This is a genomic window from Actinomyces sp. W5033, from assembly GCF_051303165.1.
Genome location: NZ_JBPPGD010000014.1, coordinates 13,925 through 34,896 on the forward strand (window position 1 = coordinate 13,925; position 20,972 = coordinate 34,896).

The window sequence follows — 20,972 nt, forward strand, 5'->3', positions numbered from 1 at the left end:
ACAAACAAATGGATGCCCTGAACCTGGGGCGCCGAGCGCGCGAGGATCGTCGGTCGTCTCAAGGGCGCCTGCGACGCCGCCGGCCTGACCATCGAGATGGTCACGACCAACACCTTCACCCACCCGGTCTTCAAGGACGGGGGCCTGACCAACAACGACCGCACCATCCGCCGCTTCGGCCTGCGCAAGGTCCTGCGCAACGTCGATCTCGCCGCCGAGCTCGGCGCCACGACCTTCGTCATGTGGGGCGGGCGCGAGGGCGCCGAGTACGACTCCTCCAAGGACGTCAACGCGGCCATGGAGCGCTACAAGGAGGGGTTGGACACCGTCGCCCAGTACATCAAGGACAAGGGTTACGACCTCCGGATCGGCCTCGAGCCCAAGCCCAACGAGCCCCGCGGCGACATCTTCCTTCCCACCGTCGGCCACGCCCTCGCCCTCATCGCCGAGCTCGACAACGGCGACGTCGTCGGCCTCAACCCCGAGGTCGGCCACGAGCAGATGGCCAACCTCAACTACACCCACGCCATCGCCCAGGCCCTCAACGCCGGCAAGCTCTTCCACATCGACCTCAACGGCCAGAAGGGCCTGAAGTACGACCAGGACCTCGTCTTCGGCCACGGCGACCTGCTCAGCGCCTTCTTCACCGTGGACCTCATCGTCAACGGCTTCCCCAACGGTGGCCCGCGCTATGACGGCCCGATCCACTTCGACTACAAGCCCTCGCGCACCGACGGCATGGGCGGTGTGTGGGAGTCCGCCGCCGCCAACATGGAGATGTGGCTCCAGCTCGCCGAGAAGGCCAAGGCCTTCCGGGCCGACCCGCAGGTCCAGGAGGCCCTGAGGCTGTCGGGTGTCTACGAGCTCGGTGAGCCCACCCTCGCCGCCGGCGAGTCCCTCGAGGACTTCATCGGCGACCGCTCCGCCTACGAGGACTTCGACGCCGAGGCCGCCGCCGCCCGCGACTACCACTACGTCGATCTCTACCAGAAGGCCGTCATGCACCTCATCGGCTGACGCCCCCGGGTGCCGAGATCCTCGCTTTGCGCTCGACAACCACGGTCTTGGCCGTACGCTCGCGCGCAAACCGAGGATCTCGGCACCGGCCTCGGACCTGCGTAAGGACGGCGAGGTCATCCGCCCCGCCCTGCTGTGGAACGACACCCGTTCCGCCCAGGCCGCCCGCGACCTCATCGCCGAGCTCGGTGACGGCGACGAGGCTGCCGGCCGCCAGGCCTGGGCCGAGGCCGTCGGCAGCGTCCCCGTCGCCTCCCTCACCATCACCAAGCTGCGCTGGCTCGCGGACCACGAACCCGACAACGCCGCCCGCGTCGCAGCCGTGTGCCTGCCGCACGACTGGCTCACGTGGAGGCTGTCGGGCGCCGAGTCCCTCCAGACCCTCACCACCGACCGCTCGGACGCCTCGGGCACCGGCTACTTCGACGCGGTGACCAACACCTACCGGCGCGACCTGCTCGCCCGCGCGCTGCGCATCAGCCCGGGGCAGGCCGAGACCCTCGTCCTGCCCCGCGTCCTCGCCCCTCAGGAGATCGCCCTGCACGGCGGGAGCGACGTGCTCGGGCGCGACCTGTCCCACCTGGCGCTGGGCCCCGGCTGCGGTGACAACGCCGGCGCCGCCCTCGGCCTGGGCCTGCGCCCCGGCCAGACCTCGGTCTCCCTGGGCACCAGCGGCGTGGTCGCCGCGGTCTCCAGCACCCCCACCCACGACGCCTCCGGGCTCGTCACCGGCTTCGCGGACGCCACCGGCGCCTTCCTGCCGCTGGCCTGCACCCTCAACGGCGCTCGCGTGCTCGACGCCGCCAAGAAGGTCCTGGGCGTCTCCTACGACGAGTTCGACGAGATCGCCCTGGCGGCCGAGCCCGGCGCGGGCGGCCTCGTCCACGTGCCGTACCTCGAGGGCGAACGCACCCCCAACCTGCCGCAGGCCACCGGCGTGCTCACAGGCATGACGCTGGCGAACCTCACACCAGGCAACTACGCGCGCGCCGCAGTCGAGGGCCTCCTGTGCCTCATGGGAGCCTGCGTCGATGCTGTGCGGGCCCAGGGCGTCGAGGTCGCCGAGGTCTCGCTCGTCGGAGGCGGTGCCAAGTGGGCCAGCGCCACGACGCTGGCGAGCGCGGTCCTCGGCGTGCCGGTGGACGTGCCAGAGCCGGGGGAGTACGTGGCCAACGGGGCCGCCAAGCAGGCTGCCTGGGTCCTCGCGGGTGGCCAGGAGCCGCCGGTGTGGGAGCTGGCCGGCGTCGAGCACCTCACCGCCGAGCCGCAGCCTGAGGTGCGCGCCGCCTACGACGTGGTCGCCGCGGCCGTTGCCCGGCACGCCTGAGGCCCACCGGCGACGGCTCCTGACCCGGCGGGCCGTGACCGCTGCGGTGCCTCGTGCCGCGCCGTCGGGAGCGGGGCTCAGCTCCCCAGGAGGGCGCTGAGCCAGGCGACCTGCTCACGCCACTGGTAGGACTCGCCGCCCTCGTGCCCGTTGAAGGGGTAGACGCGTACCTGTGGCAGTGCGGGGCGCTCACCCTCGGGCAGGGCCCGCCCCCACTGGTTGCGGGCGGCGAAGACCGTCGAGGGCGGGCAGGTCGTGTCCATGAGCCCGGTCGAGAACAGGGCGGGCACGCGGGCACGGCGGGCCAGCGCGGCGACGTCGAAGTAGGACAGCGTGCGCAGCACCTGAGCGACGGCGTCGCGGTGCACGGACAGGTAGGTGACGATGTCCGCGTAGGGCGGCTCATCGGTCATGCCGACGGCGTGGGTGACGTGGGCGAGGAAGGGCACGTCCGGCATGGCGGCGACGGCAGGCGCGCCCAGCGCGACGGCGGCGATGGTCAGTGCCCCGCCCTGCGAGGCGCCGGTGACGACGACGCGGGTGGCGTCCACCCGCGGCAGCGCGGCGGCCGACACGACGGCGTGGTGCGCGTCGATGAACAGGCGCCGGAACAGGTAGTGCTCCGGGTCCTCGATGCCGTGCGTGGCGAAGCCGGCGGTAGCCGGGCCGTGTCCGTGGGGGTCCGGCGTGTCGCCGCCGGAGCCCCAGTGCGAGCCCTGGCCCCGGGGTGTCAACGACGAGGTGCGCGTAGCCCGCGCTGGCCCAGGCGAGGTGGTCGTGTGGCAGGCCTCGTCCACCGCCCATGCCGAGGAGCTGGACGACAGTGGGCAGCGGGGAGCCGTCGGCCTGGCCGGTGGTGGGCAGGATGAGCCACGCGCGCACAGGGTCACCGGCGTAGCCGGGGAAGGTGACGTCGTGGACGCTCACCGTGCGCAGAGGGCAGTCCACCCGCACGGCGGTGACGGCACCGGGGTTGGCGGGGTTCTCGGCCAGGGTACGGGCCCAGAAGGCGTCGAGGTCGGCGGGCTCGGGAATCTCTGGGTTGAAGACCTCGAGCTGGTCGGGGGACAGATCGAAACGGGCCATGAGGGAGTCCTTGGGGTCTCACGCGGGCAGCTGTCTCGGCTCCGGGAGCAGGCGTGGCAGGGCCTCCACCCGGTTGCGGGGACGGGGCGCCGCACCCGTACGGGCCCCCGCGGTGCAAGCAGACCAGGCGCGCGAGCCTCGTGCAGGGCGTCGCACACGCGGGCCCCGGACTCATGGGTAGCACCTTTGTGGCCGGCTCAGCAACGCGTCCCACCCCGCCCCCACCCCCCCCACCCCGCGCCCCGCCCCCCCCACCCCGCCCCCACCCCGCGCGAGGTCGGGGGTTAGGGCGCGAGAACGTCTCCTCGGCGGCCGGTCTCAGCACCTAAGCCCCGACCTCGTGGGGCCTCGGTGTGGCTCGTGCCGACGTGAACGGCACAGGCCTCGACGAGCTCAGCGAGGCGTTCGCCGGCCACCCGGCGCCGCTCGGAGTCGGCGGCGAGGTCACCTGCTTGCCTCACGGGCAGGCGGAGTCGTGCTGCTGATCGGGCAGGCTGAGGTCCCTGGTGACCTGGTGCAGATCCCAGAGCATGACGGGCCGGGCCTCGCCCCACACCGCCCCGTGCGTGGGGGCCTTCAGATGCTGCTGGGGATGACGGGCATGTGCCAGGACGTGGTGGTGTGGACCTCCTGCTCGCTGCTGAGGTCCACGAGCCAGGAGCGGCGTCCCCGTGGGGCTGTAGTGCTGTAGTGGAAGGCGGCCGTTGGTGCGAAGGCTTGGATGTTGCCGGTCCAGCTCAGGTGCTCGTTGCGCTGGGGGCAGTCGGCGGGGATTGAGGCAGAGGTGTCGCGCATGGACCAGCGGGAGCTCTCATGCAGGCGGGTGACCCACTCGTCCGAGGCGCAGAAGGCTCCCCAACCGCTCCGTCTCGGTTGCCGCACGACGGCGCGCACAGCCGCCTCGATGGCGGCCCTGGTGGCCTCACCGCCCCTGGCCGGCCGGTGACGTCCGCGTCGCGCAAGTCGTGGATGGCGAAGACCGGATCCTGCTCCACATCGCCGTCCCGGACGGGACGTAGGCGTCCGCGGAGGCCACCTGGCGCAGGGGCCGCGTGCCCAGGCGGCCGTCCTCAAGAATCCCGGCGTGACGGAAGGTGTCGCTCTGGTCTGGCTGGCCACTCGCCCGGGTGCGCAGGCACTCTCGTGCTGTGTGAGCAGATCGAGCGGCCCCTGTTGCTCGGTGCTCGCTGGTGCCGACGCTCTCGCGGTTGGGCGCAAGGGTGGGTGCTGATGCGCGGATATGGCTTGACTCGCATCGTGTGAACGTTCACACTCCCTGTGTCTCGACGGGCGACGACGTCGTCGTCATCCGTCCTCACCGGTCACCCAGGGCCCCTCCCGGGACCGGGTGAGACGTACCCCCAGATTCTCAAAGGAGAGAACCCCATGAAGCGTCGCGACTTCCTCGCCCTCGCCGCAGCCAGCGGTGCCGTCATCGGCCTGGCCGCCTGCGGCTCGGGCTCCCGTCGACGCCGTCAGCGATGAGGAGATCGACGCCCTCGTCGAGGAGTACCTCGACGTCTACGACGTCGTGCCCGCGCTGAGGCCCGGCGCCGAGCGGCACGCCTCCCTGCGCTACGGCGCCCGCCTCGAGGCCGGCATGCGCCGCTTCCTCGTCGAGCACGACGCCACCGCCTTCACCACCAACTTCGAGGACCTCGGCGGGCTGCGCCAGCTGCCCGGCCTCGCCGTCCAGCGCCTCATGGCCGCCGGCTACGGCTTCGGCGCCGAGGGCGACTGGAAGACCGCCATCCTCGTGCGCGCCGCCAAGGTCATGGGCCACGGGCTGCCCGGCGGCGCCTCCCTCATGGAGGACTACTGCTACGAGATGACCGAGGGCAAGGAGAAGATCCTCGGCGCCCACATGCTCGAGGTCTGCCCCTCCCTCACCACGTCCAGGCCACGCCTGGAGATCCACCCGCTGGGCATCGGCGACCGCGAGGACCCGGTCCGCCTCGTCTTCGACGCCGACAAGGGTCCCGGCATCGTCGTCGCCATGTCCGACATGCGCGAGCGCTTCCGCCTGACCGCCAACGTCGTCGAGGTCGTCGGCCCCGACGCGCCGCTGCCCGCTCTGCCCGTCGCCCGCGCCGTGTGGGAGCCCGCCCCCGACTTCCACACCTCCACCGAGTGCTGGATGCTCTCGGGCGCCGCCCACCACACGGTGATGTCGACGGCGACGACGCTGGAGACCTGGCAGGACCTGGCCGAGATGGCCCAGATGGAGCTCGCCGTCATCGACGAGGGCACGACGACGCGCGGATTCGCCCAGGAGCGGCGCCTGAACCAGGCGTACTACCGCCTCACGCAGGGCGTCTGAGCGGCCTGCCTCGCGGCGGCCACCGCCGGTTGCCCGGCCGCCAGTGCGGTTCCCGAGCGGACGGGCCGTCGGCAAGACACTACTGACGCGCTGTGCCGGGGCTCCTCGTCGAGGACGTCCCGGCACAGCGCGTGTACCTTGTGCCACACACCCGACCCACACGCCCGAGAGGCCGATCATGATCAACGGAGAGCTCATCGACCTGCGAGCCGGAGCCTACGAGGCGCGCATCGCCACCCAGGGTGCCACCCTCGTCCACCTGCGCCACGAGGGCCGCGACGTCGTCGTCCCCTTCGACGCCGAGGCCGCCATGCCTGAGGGCTGGCAGGGGCGAGCCCTCGTGCCCTGGCCCAACCGCATCAAGGACTCCGCCTACACCTACTGCGGGCAGACCTACCCGGTGCCCTGCAACGAGCCCGCCACCGGCTCCGCCCTCCACGGCCTGGTCGGCTGGTCTGACTTCGCCGTCGCCTCCGACACCCCGCAGGAGGGCGAGCTCAGTGAGGTGCCCCTCGAGCTGGCCCTGCCCGCCTCCTACGCCTACCCGTGGGCCCTGGAGATCTCGGTGCGCTTCCACCTCGACGCCGCCGACGGACTGACGGTGACGACGACGAGCACCAACGTGGGGGCCGCCGTCTCCACCCGTGCCACCACCGGTGCCCCCGTGCTCGACGGCGTGAGCGCCCCGGCCCCGTACGGCGTGTCCTGCCACCCCTACCTCACCCGCTCCGTCCCCCTGGACGAGTGCGTGCTCGAGGTGCCCGCTGCCCTCGTGCTCGACGTCGATCCTCACACGATGGCGCCCCTCGGCACCCGCGAGGTCGCCGGGACGGACTGGGACTGGCGTGCCGGCCGCCTCGTGGGTGCCACGCAGACGGACAACGCCTACACCGGCCTGCCCGAGGGACCGTGGTCAGTGACCCTGACCGGCGGCGAGGGCGGCCACAGCGCCGTCATCACCTCCGACGTCCCCTGGTGCCAGCTGTACTCGGCCGACAGGCTGGGACGGCCGGGCGTCGCCGTCGAGCCCATGACCTGTCCTCCCAACGCCTTCAACACGGGCGAGGACCTCATCACCCTCGCCGTCGGCGAGTCCCACGAGTTCGTCTACCGCCTGTCCGAGAAGGCCTGACGCCCACCGGGCGCCGGGAGGTCGGCCGCGATGACTGGGGGTAAGAGACGAAGGCCCAGCATGGTGGACGTCGCCCGCCTGGCTGGCGTGTCCCACCAGACGGTCTCGCGCGTCCTGAACTCCCCGGAGGGGGTGCGCCCCGCGACGCGCGAGAAGGTCCTCAAGGCCATTGAGGAGCTGGGCTACCGCCGCAACATGGCGGCCCGGGCGCTGGTGACCGCGTCGTCGCGCCTCATCGGCGTGGTGACGGCCTCCTCGGAGTTCTTCGGGCCGGCCTCGACGGCGAGCGCCATCGAGGCGGCGGCCCGGGCGGAGGGCTACGGGACCCTCGTGACCTCCCTGCGCACGAGCGACGAGGGGGAGATCGCGGAGGCCTTCACCTTCCTCGTCAACCGGGGCGTGGACGGCATCATCTCGGTGGCACCGAGGACCGGGATCGCGGCCTCGGTGACACGGGCGGCGCAGAGCGTGCCGATGGTCGTCGTGGCGGACGGCTTTGAGCCGCAGGGGCGCATCCACGTCGTGTCGGTGGACCAGGAGCTTGGCGCCCGGATGGTGGTGCGCCACCTCATCGGTGCCGGCCGCCGTCGGATCGCCTACGTGGCAGGCCCGGACGACTGGTTCGACGCCCAGGCGCGAGAGCGGGGCTGGCGCAGCGCCCTGGATGACTCGGGGCTGTGCCCGGCGGGCCGCCTGAGTGGGGACTGGACCGCCGAGTCGGGCTATGAGGCGGGTAGGGCCCTGTGCCTGCAGATCGCGGCGGCGGGACCGGACGAGGCCCCGGACGCCGTGTTCTGCTCGAACGACCTCATGGCGCTGGGCCTGCTGGCGGCGGCCCGTGACCAGGGCGTGCGCGTGCCGCAGGACCTGGCCGTCGTCGGCTATGACGACACGGCGGGCTCGGAGTTCTTCGCCCCGGCGCTGACGACGGTGACCCAGCCCTTCGAGGAGCTGGGACGCCTGTGCATGGAGGTGCTGCTGAGCGCGCTCGCGGGGGAGCCGGGGACGCGGCACTCGGTCTCACCGACGCTCAGGGTGCGGCGCTCCTCTGTGTGAGCAGGGCCCCGGGTGGGAGGACGGCCCATATCGACGTGAACGTTCACTATCTGGGTGCCCCAGCCTTTTCGGCCCCGATTACCTACTGCTCGGTAATCCGCGGAATATTAAGGAAAAATCGAATCCGGCTGATTTGACAGCCTGTCTGTGAGCGCTCAAGCTTCAGCCGTTCAGGAGCGCGAGCGCGCAGTTGTGCACGTGGCTCCGCCCCATCTCGAAGAGGAGATCCCCCATGTCCCGCATGCTCACCCGCCGCTCCGTCCTCGCGGGCTCCCTCGCCCTCGCGGGCGCTGCCACCCTCGCCGCCTGCGGCGGCTCCGGCGCCGGCGGCTCCAGCTCCAACGACACCGCCAACCTCGACGCCTCGCAGATCAAGATCGGCGTCGCCATGCCGACCAAGTCCTCCGAGCGCTGGATCAAGGACGGTGAGAACGTCAAGAAGCAGCTCGAGGAGCTCGGGTACAAGGTGGACCTCCAGTTCGCCGAGGACGACATCCCCACCCAGACCAACCAGATCGACAACATGATCACGCAGGGCGTCAACCTGCTCATCATCGCCCCGATCGACGGCACCGCCCTGTCCAACCAGCTCGACGCCGCCGGTGAGGCCGGCATCCCGGTCATCTCCTACGACCGCCTCATCCGCGACAACAAGAACGTCTCCTACTACACCTCCTTCGACAACTTCGTCGTCGGCGGCCAGATGGGCACCTCGCTGCTCACCGGCATGGGCATCATCGACAAGGACGGCAAGGACACCGGCGTCACCGGCCCCTTCAACATCGAGCTCTTCGGCGGCTCCCCGGACGACAACAACGCCCCCTTCTTCTTCAAGGGCGCCATGGAGAAGCTCCAGCCCTACATCGACAAGGGCGTCCTGAACGTCAAGTCCGGCCAGACCGACTTCGGCACCGTCGCCATCCTGCGCTGGGACGGCGCCACCGCCCAGACGCGCATGGACAACCTCATCACCTCGACCTACACCGACGGCTCGCGCGTGGACGGCGTCCTGAGCCCCTACGACGGCATCTCCATCGGCATCCTCGGTGCGCTCAAGGGCGCCGGCTACGGCACGGGCTCGCTGCCCTACCCGGTCGTCACGGGCCAGGACGCCGAGAAGCCCTCGGTCATCTCCATCCTGCGCGACGAGCAGTACTCCACGATCTTCAAGGACACCCGTAAGCTCGCCGACGCCGCCGTCCAGATGGCCGTCGCGATCCTCAAGGGCGAGGAGCCCGAGGTCAACGACACCAAGACCTACGACAACGGCGTGAAGGTCGTCCCCTCCTTCCTGCTGTCCGCGGAGATCGTCACCAAGGACAACGTCACCTCCGTCCTCGTCGACTCCGGCTACTACACCGCTGACGAGCTCAAGTGAGCAGTGCACGGGTTGGCCCCGGTTGCGGGGCCAGCCCGTGCACATGACAGGAGAGACGATGGAGACAGACACCATCCTTGAGATGCGAGGGATCACCAAGCGCTTCCCCGGCGTCCTCGCCCTTGACGACGTCAACTTCTCGGTGGCGCGCGGGGAGATCCACGCCATCTGCGGCGAGAACGGTGCCGGCAAGTCCACCCTCATGAAGGTGCTCTCCGGTGTGCACCCGCACGGCACCTACGAGGGCCAGATCTTCTTCGACGGCGAGGAGTGCACCTTCTCGGACATCAAGAGCTCGGAGGCCAAAGGCATCGCGATCATCCACCAGGAGCTCGCCCTGAGCCCCTACCTGTCGATCGCCGAGAACATCTTCCTGGGCAACGAGTGCGCCAGGCGGGGTGTCATCGACTGGCACGAGACCAAGTCGCGCGCCCAGAAGATGATGCGCTAGGTCGGCCTCGACGAGGATCCCGAGACCCGTATCCGCGACATCGGAGTCGGCAAGCAACAGCTGGTGGAGATCGCCAAGGCGCTCGTCAAGGACGCCAAGCTCCTCATCCTCGACGAGCCCACCGCGGCGCTCAACGACGAGGACTCCGCACACCTGCTCAACCTCATGCGCCAGCTGCGGGAACGGGGGATCACCTGCATCGTGATCTCCCACAAGCTCAACGAGATCCGCGAGATCGCCGACTCCACCACCATCATCCGTGACGGCCACACCATCACCACCCTTGACATGCACCGCCCGGGCGGCGTCGAGGAGGCGGAGATCATCCGCCACATGGTGGGCCGCAGCCTCGACAACCGCTACCCGGACCACGTCTCGACGGTCGGCGACGAGGCCCTGCGCATCGAAGGCTGGACCGTCCACCACCCCAACGACGCCAGCCGCAAGGTCGTGGACAACGCCAGCATCACCCTGCGTCACGGGGAGGTCGTGGGGCTGGCCGGCCTCATGGGCGCCGGGCGCACCGAGTTCGCCATGAGCGTCTTCGGCCGTTCCTACGGGCGCGACATCACCGGGCGGATCCTCAAGGACGGCAAGGAGATCTCCGTGCCGACGGTGGCCGCCGCCATCGAGCACGGCCTCGCCTACGTCTCGGAGGACCGCAAGCGCTACGGCCTCAACCTCATCGGGACGGTCAACCACAACGTCGTCGCCGCCTCGCCGGGGCGCTTCTCGCGCCGCGGGGTGCTGGACCTGCACCGGGAACGGCAGGCCAGCGCCGAGGCCTGCCGCGACATGAAGGTCAAGGCCCCCTCGATCGAGTCGCGCGTGGGCGGCCTGTCCGGCGGCAACCAGCAGAAGGTCGTCCTCGGCAAGTGGGTGACCACCCAGCCCGACGTCCTCATCCTCGACGAGCCGACCCGAGGCATCGACGTCGGCGCCAAGTACGAGATCTACACCATCATCAACCAGCTCGCCGACGCCGGAAAGGCCGTGCTCGTCATCTCATCGGAGCTGCCCGAGCTGCTCGGCATCTGCGACCGCATCTACACCCTCTCAGCCGGCCGCGTCACCGCAGACGTGCCCCGCGAGGAGGCGGACCAGGAGGTCCTCATGCGCTACATGACCCAGGAGAAGGAAAGCTGATGTCCACCTCGTCCACGTCGCTGCGCAGCAGGCTCAGCGCCAACCTGCGCTCCGGAGGGCTTGCCGTCGCCCTCGTCGCCATCATCGCCCTGTTCGCGGTGCTGACCGGAGGACAGTCACTGTCCCCCCAGAACGTCTCCAACATCATCACGCAGAACGCCTACATCCTCGTCATGGCGATCGGCATGCTCTTCGCCATCCTCATGGCGGACATCGACCTGTCGGTCGGCTCCGTCGTCGCCCTGACGGGTGCGGTCGTGGGTGTCATCACGGTCAACTGGGGCCTGCCCTGGCCGGTGGGCGTCGCCGCCGGCCTCGCGGTCGGCATCCTCGTGGGTGTCTGGCACGGCTTCTGGATCGCCTTCATCGGCATCCCAGCCTTCATCGTCACCCTGGCGGGCATGCTCATCTTCCGTGGACTGACGATGATCGTCCTCAACAACCTGCAGATCTCCCCCTTCCCGGACGGCTTCCGCTCCATCTCCTCGGGCTTCCTCAACGGGCTGCTGGGTGGGTACGGCTACGACCTGTTCACGCTCGTTCTCGCCGGCGCCCTGCTCGTCCTGTTCGTGCTGCGCGACCTGCGCGCGCGCAGGCGCTCCATCGCCAACGAGGTGGCGGTCGTGCCGGTGGGTCTGTGGGTCGTCAAGGTCGTCGGCGTCTGCGGCGCCGGCATGGCCTTCGCCTGGCTGCTGGCCACCTACAAGGGCACGCCCTTCGTGCTGCTCATCCTGGGTGTGCTCATCGTGCTCTACTCCTTCATCTCCAACCGCACGGTCTGGGGCCGCCAGGTCTACGCCATCGGCGGCAACAGGGAGGCGGCCGCCCTGTCCGGTGTCAAGGTCAGGCGGGTGCGCTTCCTCGTGTTCGTCAACTGCTCCCTGCTGGCCTCGGTCGCGGGCATCATCTTCACCTCGCGTCTCAACGTCGCGGGTCCGAAGGCCGGCAGCGGCTTCGAGCTCGACGCCATCGCGGCCTGCTTCATCGGCGGTGCAGCCGTCACCGGTGGTGTGGGCACGGTGATTGGAGCGATGATCGGCGGTCTGGTCATGGCGGTGATGAACAACGGCATGTCCCTCATGGGTGTGGGCATCGACTACCAGCAGGCCATCAAGGGTCTCGTCGTTCTCGGTGCGGTCGCCTTCGACCTCATCAACAAGAAGCGGGCCGGAGCCGCCGCCTGATCCCAGCCTCGAGCCTCTCCGGCGTGCCCGCCCGGCTGCCACGCCGGAGGGGCTCGGGGGGCAGCCGGGCACCTGCCTCTGGCGACGGGGCGCCCGGCTGCCCGCGGTGCGGCCTCGCTCGAGCAGCGGTCCTCCGACGCGACCATAGGATCAGGCGCGTGAACCACGTGAGCCCCGACCTCAGCCGCCTCGCGGATCCGACCTTCTTCGCCGACAACCGACTCCCGGCGCACTCCGACCACCTGTGGTACGCGAGCGCGGCAGAGGCTGCCAGCGGGCGCTCCTCCTTCCAGGTGTGCCTCGACGGCGTGTGGAAGCTCCACTACGCCAAGAACCCCGCTCTCGCCGTCGAGGGCTTCGAGGACCCCGCCTACGACGTCAGTGAGTGGGACGACGTGCCCGTGCCTGCCCACCTGCAGCTCCACGGCTACGACAAGCCCCAGTACGCCAACATCCAGTACCCCTGGGACGGGCACGAGCGGCTCGAGCCCGGCCAGGTCCCCACCTCCTACAACCCCACCGCCTCCTACGTGCGCACCTTCACCCTGCCGCAGCAGCTGCCTGCTGGTGACAGGCTCGTGCTGCGGCTGGAGGGCGCGGAGTCCGCCGTCGTCGTGTGGGTCAACGGCACCTACGTCGGCTACGCCGAGGGCTCCTTCACCCCCAGCGAGTTCGACCTCACCGCCCACGTGTGCGCCGGCACCAACCGCCTGGCGCTGCGGGTGTACAAGTGGTGCTCCGGCTCCTGGCTGGAGGACCAGGACTTCTTCCGCTTCTCCGGCCTGTTCCGCTCGGTCTACCTGCGCCGCCTGCCCGCCACCCACCTGGCGGACCTGCGCGTGGGCGTGAGCCTGAGCGAGGACCTGCGCACCGCCGAGGTGAGCCTGCGCACCACCCTTGAGGGGCCCGGCAGCGTGCACGCCGTCCTCGACGGCGTCGGCCCGCTCACCGCAGGCGACGACGGCGTCGCCCGTGTCACCGTCACCGACCCCCACCTGTGGAGCGGGGAGGACCCCTACCTCTACGACCTGTGCATCGAGGTGCGCGACGCCGACGGCGCCCTCACCGAGATCGTCCCCCAGCGCGTGGGCATCCGCCGTTTCGGCATCGAGGACGGCGTGCTCAGGATCAACGGGCAGCGCATCGTCTTCAAGGGCGTCAACCGGCACGAGTTCGGCGAGCGGGGCCGTGTCGTGAGCCGCGAGCGCACCGAGCTCGACCTCATCGCCCTGCGCCGGGCCAACGTCAACGCCATCCGCACGAGCCACTACCCCAACAACAGCTACCTGTACGAGCTGGCGGACGAGTACGGCTTCTACGTCATCGACGAGGCCAACCTGGAGACGCACGGCACCTGGGACGTCCTCCGCCGCCTCGGCCAGGACGCGACGCCGGCCCTGCCCGGCAACCACCCCGAGTGGCACGACGCCGTCCTCGACCGTGCCCTCGACATGTACGAGCGGGACAAGAACCACCCCTCGGTCATCATGTGGTCCTGCGGCAACGAGTCCTACGGCGGCGACAACATCGCCGACATGGCCGACCTGCTGCGCTCGAAGGACTCACGCCCCGTCCACTACGAGGGCCTGTTCTGGGACAACCGCCGCCCCGACACCTCCGATGTCGCCTCCCAGATGTACACCCCGGCCGCCACGGTTGAGGCCCAGCTCGCCGAGAGGCGCGACAAGCCCTTCATCCTGTGCGAGTACGCGCACGCCATGGGCAACTCCTTCGGCGCCGTGGACCTGTACATGGACCTGACCGAGCGCGAGCCCCTCTTCCAGGGCGGCTTCATCTGGGACTTCGCCGACCAGGCCATCCGCCTCACCGCCCCCGACGGCACCGAGTACTGGGGCTACGGCGGCGACAACGGCGAGTCCCCGCACGACGGCGACTTCTGCGGCAACGGCATCTTCTACGCCGACCACACCGAGTCCCCCAAGATCCAGGAGGTGCGCCACCTCTTCCAGGGCCTGCGCACCGAGGTCACCGCCGAGGCCGTCACGGTCACCAACCGTTTCCTGTTCACGCGCTCCAGCGCCTACGACTGCGTCGTCACCCTTGAGCGCGAGGGCGTGCTCGTGGCCGCGCAGAACCTGGAGACCGACGTGGCCCCGGGTGAGAGCGCCACCTACCCGCTGCCGCTGGCGCTGCCCGACGGCACCGGCGCCAGCGCGGGGGAGTACGTCGTGACGGTCTCCTTCCGTCTGCGTGAGGCCACCGCCTGGGCGGGGGCCGGCGAGGAGGTCGCCTGGGACCAGGGCGTCGTCGTCGTCGAGGCCCCTGCCGACGAGCCGACGGCCTTCGCCGTGGCCGGGGACCCGGCCGCCCGCCCCGTCGTCGTGCGCGGCGGCTACAACATCGGGGTGCACGGAGAGTCCTTCCAGGTCATGTTCTCCGGGCTCACCGGTGCGCTGACCTCCTACCGCTACGGCCGCACCCGGGACGGCGGCGCCGAGCTGTTGAGCGCGCCCGTGCTGCCCTGCTTCTGGCACGCCCCGACCGCCAACGAGCGCGGTTACGGCGGCCCCTACGAGGAGGGCGCCTGGCAGCTGGCCTCGCGCTACCCGCGTCTGGTCGAGGACCACGACTGGCCCGCCACGGTCGTCGAGCACGACGACGGCAGCGTCACGGTGTCCTTCACCTACGCCCTGGCGGGCCTACCGGGCACCCGCTGCCGCATGGACTACCGCGTGCTGGGTGACGGCACGGTGGAGGTCACCCAGGTCCTCGACCCGGCCGGTGAGGTGCCCTCGCTGCCCGAGCTGTCGGTGATGATCCAGGTGCCGGGGTGCGTCAACCGCCTCACCTTCTACGGGGAGGGCCCCGAGGAGACCTACGTCGACCGCCGCGGCGGCGGGCGCCTGGGCGTGTACTCCAGCGAGGTCGACCAGCAGATGGCCGGCTACCTCAACCCGCAGGAGTCCGGCAGCCACACGGGTGTGCGCTGGGCGCGCGTGACGGACCGCACGGGACGAGGCCTGCTCGTCAGCGCCCCGGCGGGCGGCGAGATCGAGCTCAGCGCCCTGCCGTGGACGCCCTTCGAGGTGGAGAACGCCCGGCACGAGTTCGAGCTGCCGGTGACGGGTCGCACCGTCATCCGCCCCGCGCTCATGCGCCGCGGGGTCGCCGGCGACGACTCCTGGGGCGCACGCCCCAAGGAGCAGCACGAGCTGCCCACCGGCCGGCTCGTGAACCGCTTCTCCTTCAAGGGCGTGCTCTGAGCCTCCGGTGCGGGAGGGCGACCTCCCGCACCGGCCGCCACCGTCGACCGCCTGCGTCCGCGCGTGCCGTCTGCCGCGCCGGACGCGGGCGGCGCGCTGTCAGGCCCGGTTGGCGAAGCGCTCCAGCAGCGTGGCGTCGCCGCCGACGACGAGCACGTCCTCGGGGGACACGAGGGTCTCCGGTGAGGCGTACTCGAAGGGCTCGCCCGGGCTCATGAGGCCGAAGACGGTGACGCCGTAGCGCGAGCGGATACGGGCCTCACCGATGGTGAAGCCGTGCAGCTCCGACGGCGGTCGCATCTTGACGATGGTGAAGCCGCCCTTCTCCATCTCGATGTAGTCGAGCATGCGGCCCGACACCAGGTGCGCGGCACGCTGGCCGGCGTCGAACTCCGGGTAGACGACGTGGTGGGCGCCGATGCGGCGCAGGATGCGCCCGTGGGCGCGGGAGATGGCCTTGGCCCAGATCTGCGGGGTCTGCAGGTCCACGAGGTTGCCGGCGATGAGGACGGAGGCCTCCAGGGAGGAGGCCACACCCACCACCGCGGTGCCGAACTCTGTGGCCCCCAGCTGCTCGAGGGCCTCCATGTCGGTGGCGTCGGCCTCCACCAGCGGGACCCGGCCGGTCCACTGGCGCACCAGCACCGGGTCCTTCTCGACGGCGAGGACCTCACGGCCCAGGCGGTCGAGGGTCGCGGCGACGGCGGAGCCGAAACGGCCCAGCCCGATGACGAGGGTCGAGTCGGTGCGGTCGACGGCGGCCATAAGCGCTCCTGAGGACGAGGTCGCGGGCCCGCTGGGCTCGCACGTGCTGGCGACAGGGTAACCGTCCGCCCGCCCGGTCGCTCAGAGGGGGCGGGCTGGGGCCTCAGCCGATGAGCGGGCGCTCGGCGGGCATGCGGATGACCCGGCGCCGCTCGCGCAGGGCCAGCGCGGAGGCCAGGGTCATCGTGCCCACGCGCCCGACGAACATGAGGACGATGATCGTGTACTTGCCCGAGTCCGGCAGTATCGAGGTGATGCCCGTGCTCAGCCCCACGGTCGCGAAGGCGGAGACCGTCTCGTAGAGGATCGTGTCCAGGGGCAGGTTCGTGATGTGCAGCAGCAGGAGGGTCGACACGCCCACCGCGGTGGCCCCGATGAAGACGACGGCGACGCTCAGGCGCACGGTGGACAGGGTGATGCGTCGGCCGAAGGCCTCGATGTCCTCGTCACCGCGCGCCTCGGCCATGATCGCCAGCACGAGGACGGCGAAGGTCGAGACCTTGATGCCCCCGGCCGTGGAGGCCGAGCCGCCGCCGATGAACATGAGCAGGTCCTGGAGGAACCAGGTCGTCTCGTGCATGGAGGAGGTGTCGACGGTCGCCAGCCCCGAGGAGCGCGCGTTGACGCCCGACACCAGCGCGGTGAGGACCCGCCCGTGCGTCGGCAGCCCGCCCAGGGTCACCGAGTTGCGCCACTCGAAGAGCCCGATGAGCAGGGAGGACACGAGGGCGAGGGCCGTGTAGGTCGTCAGCGTCAGCTTGGTGTGCAGGGTCCACTGGCGCGGGCGCGTGCGGTGGCGGGTGACGTCGAGGATGACGGGGAAGCCGATGGCGCCCACGGCCGTGCCGACGACGATCGGCAGGCACATCCACCAGTCGCTCGCGTAGGGCGCCAGCCCCTCGGGCATGATGACGAAGCCGGCGTTGTTGAAGATCGACAGCGACATGAACACCGCGTACCACAGGGCGTGGGGCAGGTCCTGGCCGAGGCTGAGGAACCGCGGGAAGAGGACGAGCGCGAGGGCTGCCTCGACGCCGACCGCCGTGTAGATGACCGCCCGCAGCAGGGAGGCGACGTCGCCCAACCGTGACTGGTTCTCGCTGGCGGCCAGGATCCGCTGAGTCAGGCCCACGTGCCGCGAGACGGCGAAGGACAGCAGGGAGGCGAGCGTCATGATGCCAAGTCCCCCGACGAAGGCGCCGGCGATGATGACGGCCTGCCCGAAGGGGGACCATGCGGTGGCGGTGTCCACGGTGGTCAGGCCGGTGACGCACACGGCGCTGGTCGCGGTGAACAGGGCATCGACGAAGCGGATGGTGGGGTGGCCGTCCGGGGTGGCCACGGGCAGGTACAGCAGTGCGGTGACGACGGCGATGATGCCCGTGAAGACGGCGACGGCGAGACGGGCGGGGGCGAAGCGGGCGGCGCGCTCGACCCGTGATCGCAGCCCCGTGCGCTCGAGCAGGCGGCGCAGCAGATCGCTGTGGCCGGTGTCCTCCGGGGCGCCCGGGCGCAGGGGGAGCGGGCGCGGGGTGGTGTGGGCGCGGTGCTCGGGGTGGGGCGAGTGTGCGCGGGAGGGCTTGGGCACGGTGCCATTGTTCCCTTAACGGGCCGACGGCGGGGCGCACGCCCCGCTGGGGCCTGTGACGGCGGTGGGCCGGGTGGGGCGCGTGGTGTGGGTGCTGGGGCTCATGAGGCCCCCGACTGCCTGTGCGTCTGCTGGGACTCGGGATATAGTGACGCGGTCGGCCGGGGGCGAGCCTGGGGCCTGACCAGGCTCCGGTGTCCAGCCGACGCCTCCCACTGTCCGTACTCCTCAGACGGGACCACACGCATGGCACCGGGTCTGCGCACCCCCTCCGGCGCTTCGGGCGCCCCCTCGTTCCTCACCGTGGCCGAGGTCGCCGACATGCTGCGGGTGTCGAAGATGACTGTGTACCGCATGGTCCACGCCGGGGAGCTGCCTGCGATGCAGGTCGGCCGCTCCTTCCGTGTTCCCGAGCGTGCCGTCGAGCAGTACCTCGCCGCCGGTCTGGGTGACTGGGGCCACGAGGAGACGGAGTCTACGGGCTCCTGATACCCGTTAGAATCGCCCGGTCACCTGTGTGGGCGCGGCGGACCGTCTCCGTCCGACCACCTCCTGCTCGCCCGGCGCCCGCGTCGGTGTGCCGGCTCAACCGCCGGCACCGCGAGCGCCCGGCACGCACGACTATGAGGAGTCCCCATGGGATCTGTCATCAAGAAGCGCCGCAAGCGCATGTCCAAGAAGAAGCACCGCAAGCTCCTGCGCAAGACGCGTCACCAGCGTCGCAACAAGAAGTGACGGGATGTGCCCGGGGCCGTGCGCCCCGGGCACACGCGTACCTCCCCCGCGGTGAGCCGGCGTGAGCCCCCCCGCCCGCCCCCTATCCTGGCCCCGCAGCCCAGAACCGAGCGGAGCAGACATGAGCGACCACGACGTCCCCTCGCCGAGGACCTCCACGGCCCCGGACACCGCCCGGCAGGGGGACGAGGCCTGCCTGCGGCCCCTGTCGGCAGGGCCCTCGCCCTGGCCCGGGGCGGTCAGCGCCCTCGCCCGCCCCCTCGACGGCCCGGCCCCGACGACCTTGGCCGAGCTCACCACCCTGCGCGTGGGCGGCCCCATCGGCTCCTACGAGCAGACCACCACCGAGGACGAGCTCATCGAGGCCGTGCGCGAGGCCGACGACGCGGGCACCCCGCTGCTCGTCGTCGGCGGGGGCTCCAACATCCTCGCCTCCGACGCCGGCTTCGACGGTCTTGTCCTGCGCGACGCCCGCCAGGAGGTCACCCTCGTGTCGGACTGTGCCTGCGGCGGCGTCGAGGTCACCGCCACCGCAGGCACGACCTGGGACGACCTCGTGCGCCAGGCCGTGGCCTCCGACTGGGCCGGCTTCGCGCCCCTGTCCGGCATTCCCGGCACCGTCGGGGCCGTGCCCGTGCAGAACGTCGGCGCCTACGGCACGGAGGTCGCCGAGCTGCTGGGCTCCGTGCAGGCCTGGGACCGCCTGCGCCGACGCCGCGTCCACCTGGCGCTGGCCGACCTGCACCTGGCCTACCGCGACTCCGCCCTCAAGCGCTCGCTCACCGACGCCACGGTCGGTGGAGGACGCACCTGGGGCCCGACCGGCCGCTGGGTGGTCCTGTCCGTCACGTTCCACGTGCGCCAGGCCTGCCTGTCAGCCCCCATCGCTTACGCCCAGCTGGCCGCGGCCCTGGGGGTGGGCACCGGGGACCGGGTCAGTGCCAGGGCGGTGCGCGAGGCTGTCCTCGCGCTGCGTGCCTCCAAGGGCATGGTGCTCGACCCCGCCGACCATGACACCTGGTCCGCCGGCTCCTTCTTCACCAACCCGGTCCTCACCACTGAGCAGGCGTCGGCCCTGCCCGAGGACGCGCCGCGGTACCCGGTGACTCACCACGCGCACAAGGTCGCCACCCGCCAGGCGCCCGTCGTCGAGGGCCTGGTCAAGACCTCGGCCGCCTGGCTCATCGACCACGCCGGCTTCCCCAAGGGATACGCGCTCGCGGCGGGTGGCCGCAGGCCACCGGCCTCGCTGTCCACCAAGCACGTGCTGGCCCTGACCAACAGGGGCTCGGCCACGGCCGCCGACCTCGCGGCCCTGCGCGACGAGGTCGTCGCTGGGGTCGAGGAGGCCTTCGGTGTCACGCTCGTGCCCGAGCCGGTCCACGTCGGCTGGTGAGCGGGCCCGGCTGGTGAGCAGCCGACGCCGGTGAGCGGGCGCCGCCGCTCAGGCTGCTGGGCCGGTCGCCGGGTCCGGGGTCTTGAGCCAGGCATCGACCTCGGCCAGCCACCGGGCCTTTGAGGCTGCTGAGGCGAGGCTGGCGCGCACCGAGCCCCGCGCGAGCTCCGCCAGGGCGGCGTCGTCCAGGCCCAGGGACCGGGCGATCTCGTACTGCGCCGTCAGGCGTGAGCGGAACAGCAACGGGTCGTCGGCACCCAGCGCGACCTGCGCGCCGTGCGCCAGCAGCGTGCCCAGCGGCACGTCCCCGCTCTCGCGGTACACCCCCAGGCTCACGTTCGAGGCCGGGCACACCTCCAGGCTGATGCCGGCGGCCACCACGGCGTCGAGCAGGGCCGGGTCCTCGCTCGTGCGCACGCCGTGCCCCAGGCGGGTCGGGCCGAGCGCGTTGACGACGTCGCGCACGTGCTCAGGCCCCAGCAGCTCGCCGCCGTGCGGCAGGGAGGCCAGCCCCGCCCGGCGCGCGATGCGGAAGGCCGGCCCCCAGGAGGCCGTGTCCCCGGCCCTCTCGTCGTTGGACAGGCCAAAGCCGACGACGCTGCCCGGCTCGTCGCCCGCGTAGCGCACCGCCAGCCGGGCCAGGGTACGGGCGTCCAGCGGGTGGCGGATGCGAGAGGCGGCGACGACGACGGCGACCTCCACCCCGGTGAGGACGGTGGCCTGGCGCGCCGCGTCGAGGATGATCTCGAGCGCCGGGGTGATGCCGCCCACGAAGGGGGCGTAAGAGGTCGGGTCCACCTGGATCTCCAGGCGCCGGGACCCCTCGGCGGCGTCGTCCAGGGCGGCCTCGAGGACGATGCGGCGCATGACCTCCTCACTGGTGACCAGGTGGCGGGCGGTGTCGTAGGCCCGCTGGAAGCGGAACCACCCCCGGTGGTCGGCCGGGACGCGCAGGGGGTCGCCGTCGATGAAGGAGGAGGGCAGGCGCGTGCGCGAGGCCTGGGCGAGATCCACCAGCGTGTCCAGGCGCATGGACCCAGTGAAGTGCAGGTGCAGGTGCGCCTTCGGCAGGGTGGCGAGGTCACGCATGGGCGGATTGTCCCACGTGCGCGCGTCCTGCCGGGGTGCGGCGGCCCTCGGCCTGCGCGCGCCCCGCGGGCTGTCCCG

15 protein-coding genes and 4 pseudogenes are annotated in these 20,972 nt (G+C 71.2%); 13 read left to right on the forward strand and 6 right to left on the reverse strand.

What is annotated here, in order from left to right:
* Positions 1-30 precede the first annotated feature (30 nt).
* Positions 31-1,017: pseudogene (gene xylA / locus ACSJJR_RS09535) on the forward strand (xylose isomerase); the annotation flags it as partial.
* Positions 1,018-1,114: 97 nt separating this feature from the next.
* Positions 1,115-2,344: pseudogene (locus tag ACSJJR_RS09540) on the forward strand (FGGY-family carbohydrate kinase); the annotation flags it as partial.
* 77 nt (positions 2,345-2,421) lie between these two features.
* On the opposite strand, the gene ACSJJR_RS09545 reads toward ACSJJR_RS09540, so the two are convergent.
* From ACSJJR_RS09545 to ACSJJR_RS09555, 3 genes and pseudogenes are all read right to left on the reverse strand, one after another.
* Positions 2,422-3,078, reverse strand: a complete 657-nt coding sequence (locus tag ACSJJR_RS09545) for an acetylxylan esterase (protein ID WP_435943186.1) — start codon at positions 3,076-3,078, stop codon at positions 2,422-2,424.
* A 40-nt stretch (positions 3,079-3,118) separates the two neighbouring features.
* Positions 3,119-3,430, reverse strand: a pseudogene (locus tag ACSJJR_RS09550) (acetylxylan esterase); the annotation flags it as partial.
* A gap of 576 nt (positions 3,431-4,006) precedes the next feature.
* Positions 4,007-4,549 (reverse strand): hypothetical protein, encoded by a 543-nt coding sequence (locus tag ACSJJR_RS09555; RefSeq protein WP_435943185.1) that lies wholly within the window; start codon positions 4,547-4,549, stop codon positions 4,007-4,009.
* Between the two features lie 370 nt (positions 4,550-4,919).
* On the opposite strand from ACSJJR_RS09555, the gene ACSJJR_RS09560 reads away from it, so the two are divergent.
* The 8 genes and pseudogenes from ACSJJR_RS09560 (at position 4,920) to ACSJJR_RS09595 (ending at position 15,321) form a co-directional block, all read left to right on the forward strand.
* Positions 4,920-5,750 (forward strand): L-arabinose isomerase family protein, encoded by an 831-nt coding sequence (locus tag ACSJJR_RS09560; RefSeq protein ID WP_435943065.1) that lies wholly within the window; start codon positions 4,920-4,922, stop codon positions 5,748-5,750.
* Between the two features lie 178 nt (positions 5,751-5,928).
* Positions 5,929-6,882, forward strand: coding sequence for an aldose 1-epimerase family protein (locus ACSJJR_RS09565; RefSeq protein ID WP_435943063.1), 954 nt, complete (start codon positions 5,929-5,931; stop codon positions 6,880-6,882).
* 30 nt (positions 6,883-6,912) lie between these two features.
* The gene (locus ACSJJR_RS09570; protein WP_435943062.1) at positions 6,913-7,938 is read left to right on the forward strand and encodes a LacI family DNA-binding transcriptional regulator; all 1,026 of its coding nucleotides are present in this window, start codon (positions 6,913-6,915) and stop codon (positions 7,936-7,938) included.
* Positions 7,939-8,170: 232 nt separating this feature from the next.
* Positions 8,171-9,316, forward strand: coding sequence for a multiple monosaccharide ABC transporter substrate-binding protein (gene chvE, locus ACSJJR_RS09575; RefSeq protein WP_435943061.1), 1,146 nt, complete (start codon positions 8,171-8,173; stop codon positions 9,314-9,316).
* 82 nt (positions 9,317-9,398) lie between these two features.
* Positions 9,399-9,881, forward strand: a pseudogene (locus tag ACSJJR_RS09580) (ATP-binding cassette domain-containing protein); the annotation flags it as partial.
* A gap of 219 nt (positions 9,882-10,100) precedes the next feature.
* Entirely contained in the window at positions 10,101-10,913 is an 813-nt protein-coding gene (locus ACSJJR_RS09585; RefSeq protein WP_435943187.1) for an ATP-binding cassette domain-containing protein, read from the forward strand.
* Positions 10,913-12,097 (forward strand): multiple monosaccharide ABC transporter permease, encoded by a 1,185-nt coding sequence (mmsB, locus tag ACSJJR_RS09590; RefSeq protein WP_435943060.1) that lies wholly within the window; start codon positions 10,913-10,915, stop codon positions 12,095-12,097. The genes ACSJJR_RS09585 and mmsB overlap by 1 nt, the downstream gene beginning before the upstream one ends.
* Before the next feature lie 158 nt (positions 12,098-12,255).
* Positions 12,256-15,321: a glycoside hydrolase family 2 TIM barrel-domain containing protein gene (locus ACSJJR_RS09595; RefSeq protein WP_435943059.1), complete on the forward strand. Its 3,066-nt coding sequence runs from the start codon at positions 12,256-12,258 to the stop codon at positions 15,319-15,321.
* A gap of 99 nt (positions 15,322-15,420) precedes the next feature.
* On the opposite strand, the gene ACSJJR_RS09600 is transcribed toward ACSJJR_RS09595, so the two are convergent.
* Both ACSJJR_RS09600 and ACSJJR_RS09605 read right to left on the reverse strand, forming a co-directional pair.
* A complete protein-coding gene (locus ACSJJR_RS09600; protein WP_435943058.1) occupies positions 15,421-16,086 on the reverse strand; it encodes a potassium channel family protein in 666 nt (221 codons plus the stop codon).
* 103 nt (positions 16,087-16,189) lie between these two features.
* Positions 16,190-17,674, reverse strand: a complete 1,485-nt coding sequence (locus ACSJJR_RS09605; protein WP_435943057.1) for a TrkH family potassium uptake protein — start codon at positions 17,672-17,674, stop codon at positions 16,190-16,192.
* Between the two features lie 246 nt (positions 17,675-17,920).
* On the opposite strand from ACSJJR_RS09605, the gene ACSJJR_RS09610 reads away from it, so the two are divergent.
* The 3 genes from ACSJJR_RS09610 to ACSJJR_RS09620 all read left to right on the forward strand — a co-directional run bounded on the left by ACSJJR_RS09610 (position 17,921) and on the right by ACSJJR_RS09620 (position 19,805).
* Positions 17,921-18,163 carry a helix-turn-helix domain-containing protein gene (locus tag ACSJJR_RS09610; RefSeq protein ID WP_435943056.1) on the forward strand — a complete coding sequence of 81 codons (243 nt, stop codon included), beginning with the start codon at positions 17,921-17,923 and terminating at the stop codon, positions 18,161-18,163.
* Between the two features lie 147 nt (positions 18,164-18,310).
* Positions 18,311-18,409 (forward strand): 30S ribosomal protein bS22, encoded by a 99-nt coding sequence (locus ACSJJR_RS09615; protein ID WP_005504750.1) that lies wholly within the window; start codon positions 18,311-18,313, stop codon positions 18,407-18,409.
* 121 nt (positions 18,410-18,530) lie between these two features.
* Positions 18,531-19,805: a UDP-N-acetylmuramate dehydrogenase gene (locus tag ACSJJR_RS09620; protein WP_435943055.1), complete on the forward strand. Its 1,275-nt coding sequence runs from the start codon at positions 18,531-18,533 to the stop codon at positions 19,803-19,805.
* Positions 19,806-19,853: 48 nt separating this feature from the next.
* Here the strand turns inward: ACSJJR_RS09620 and ACSJJR_RS09625 are convergent, their stop codons facing one another.
* Positions 19,854-20,894, reverse strand: a complete 1,041-nt coding sequence (locus tag ACSJJR_RS09625) for an adenosine deaminase (RefSeq protein WP_435943054.1) — start codon at positions 20,892-20,894, stop codon at positions 19,854-19,856.
* Positions 20,895-20,972 lie beyond the last annotated feature (78 nt).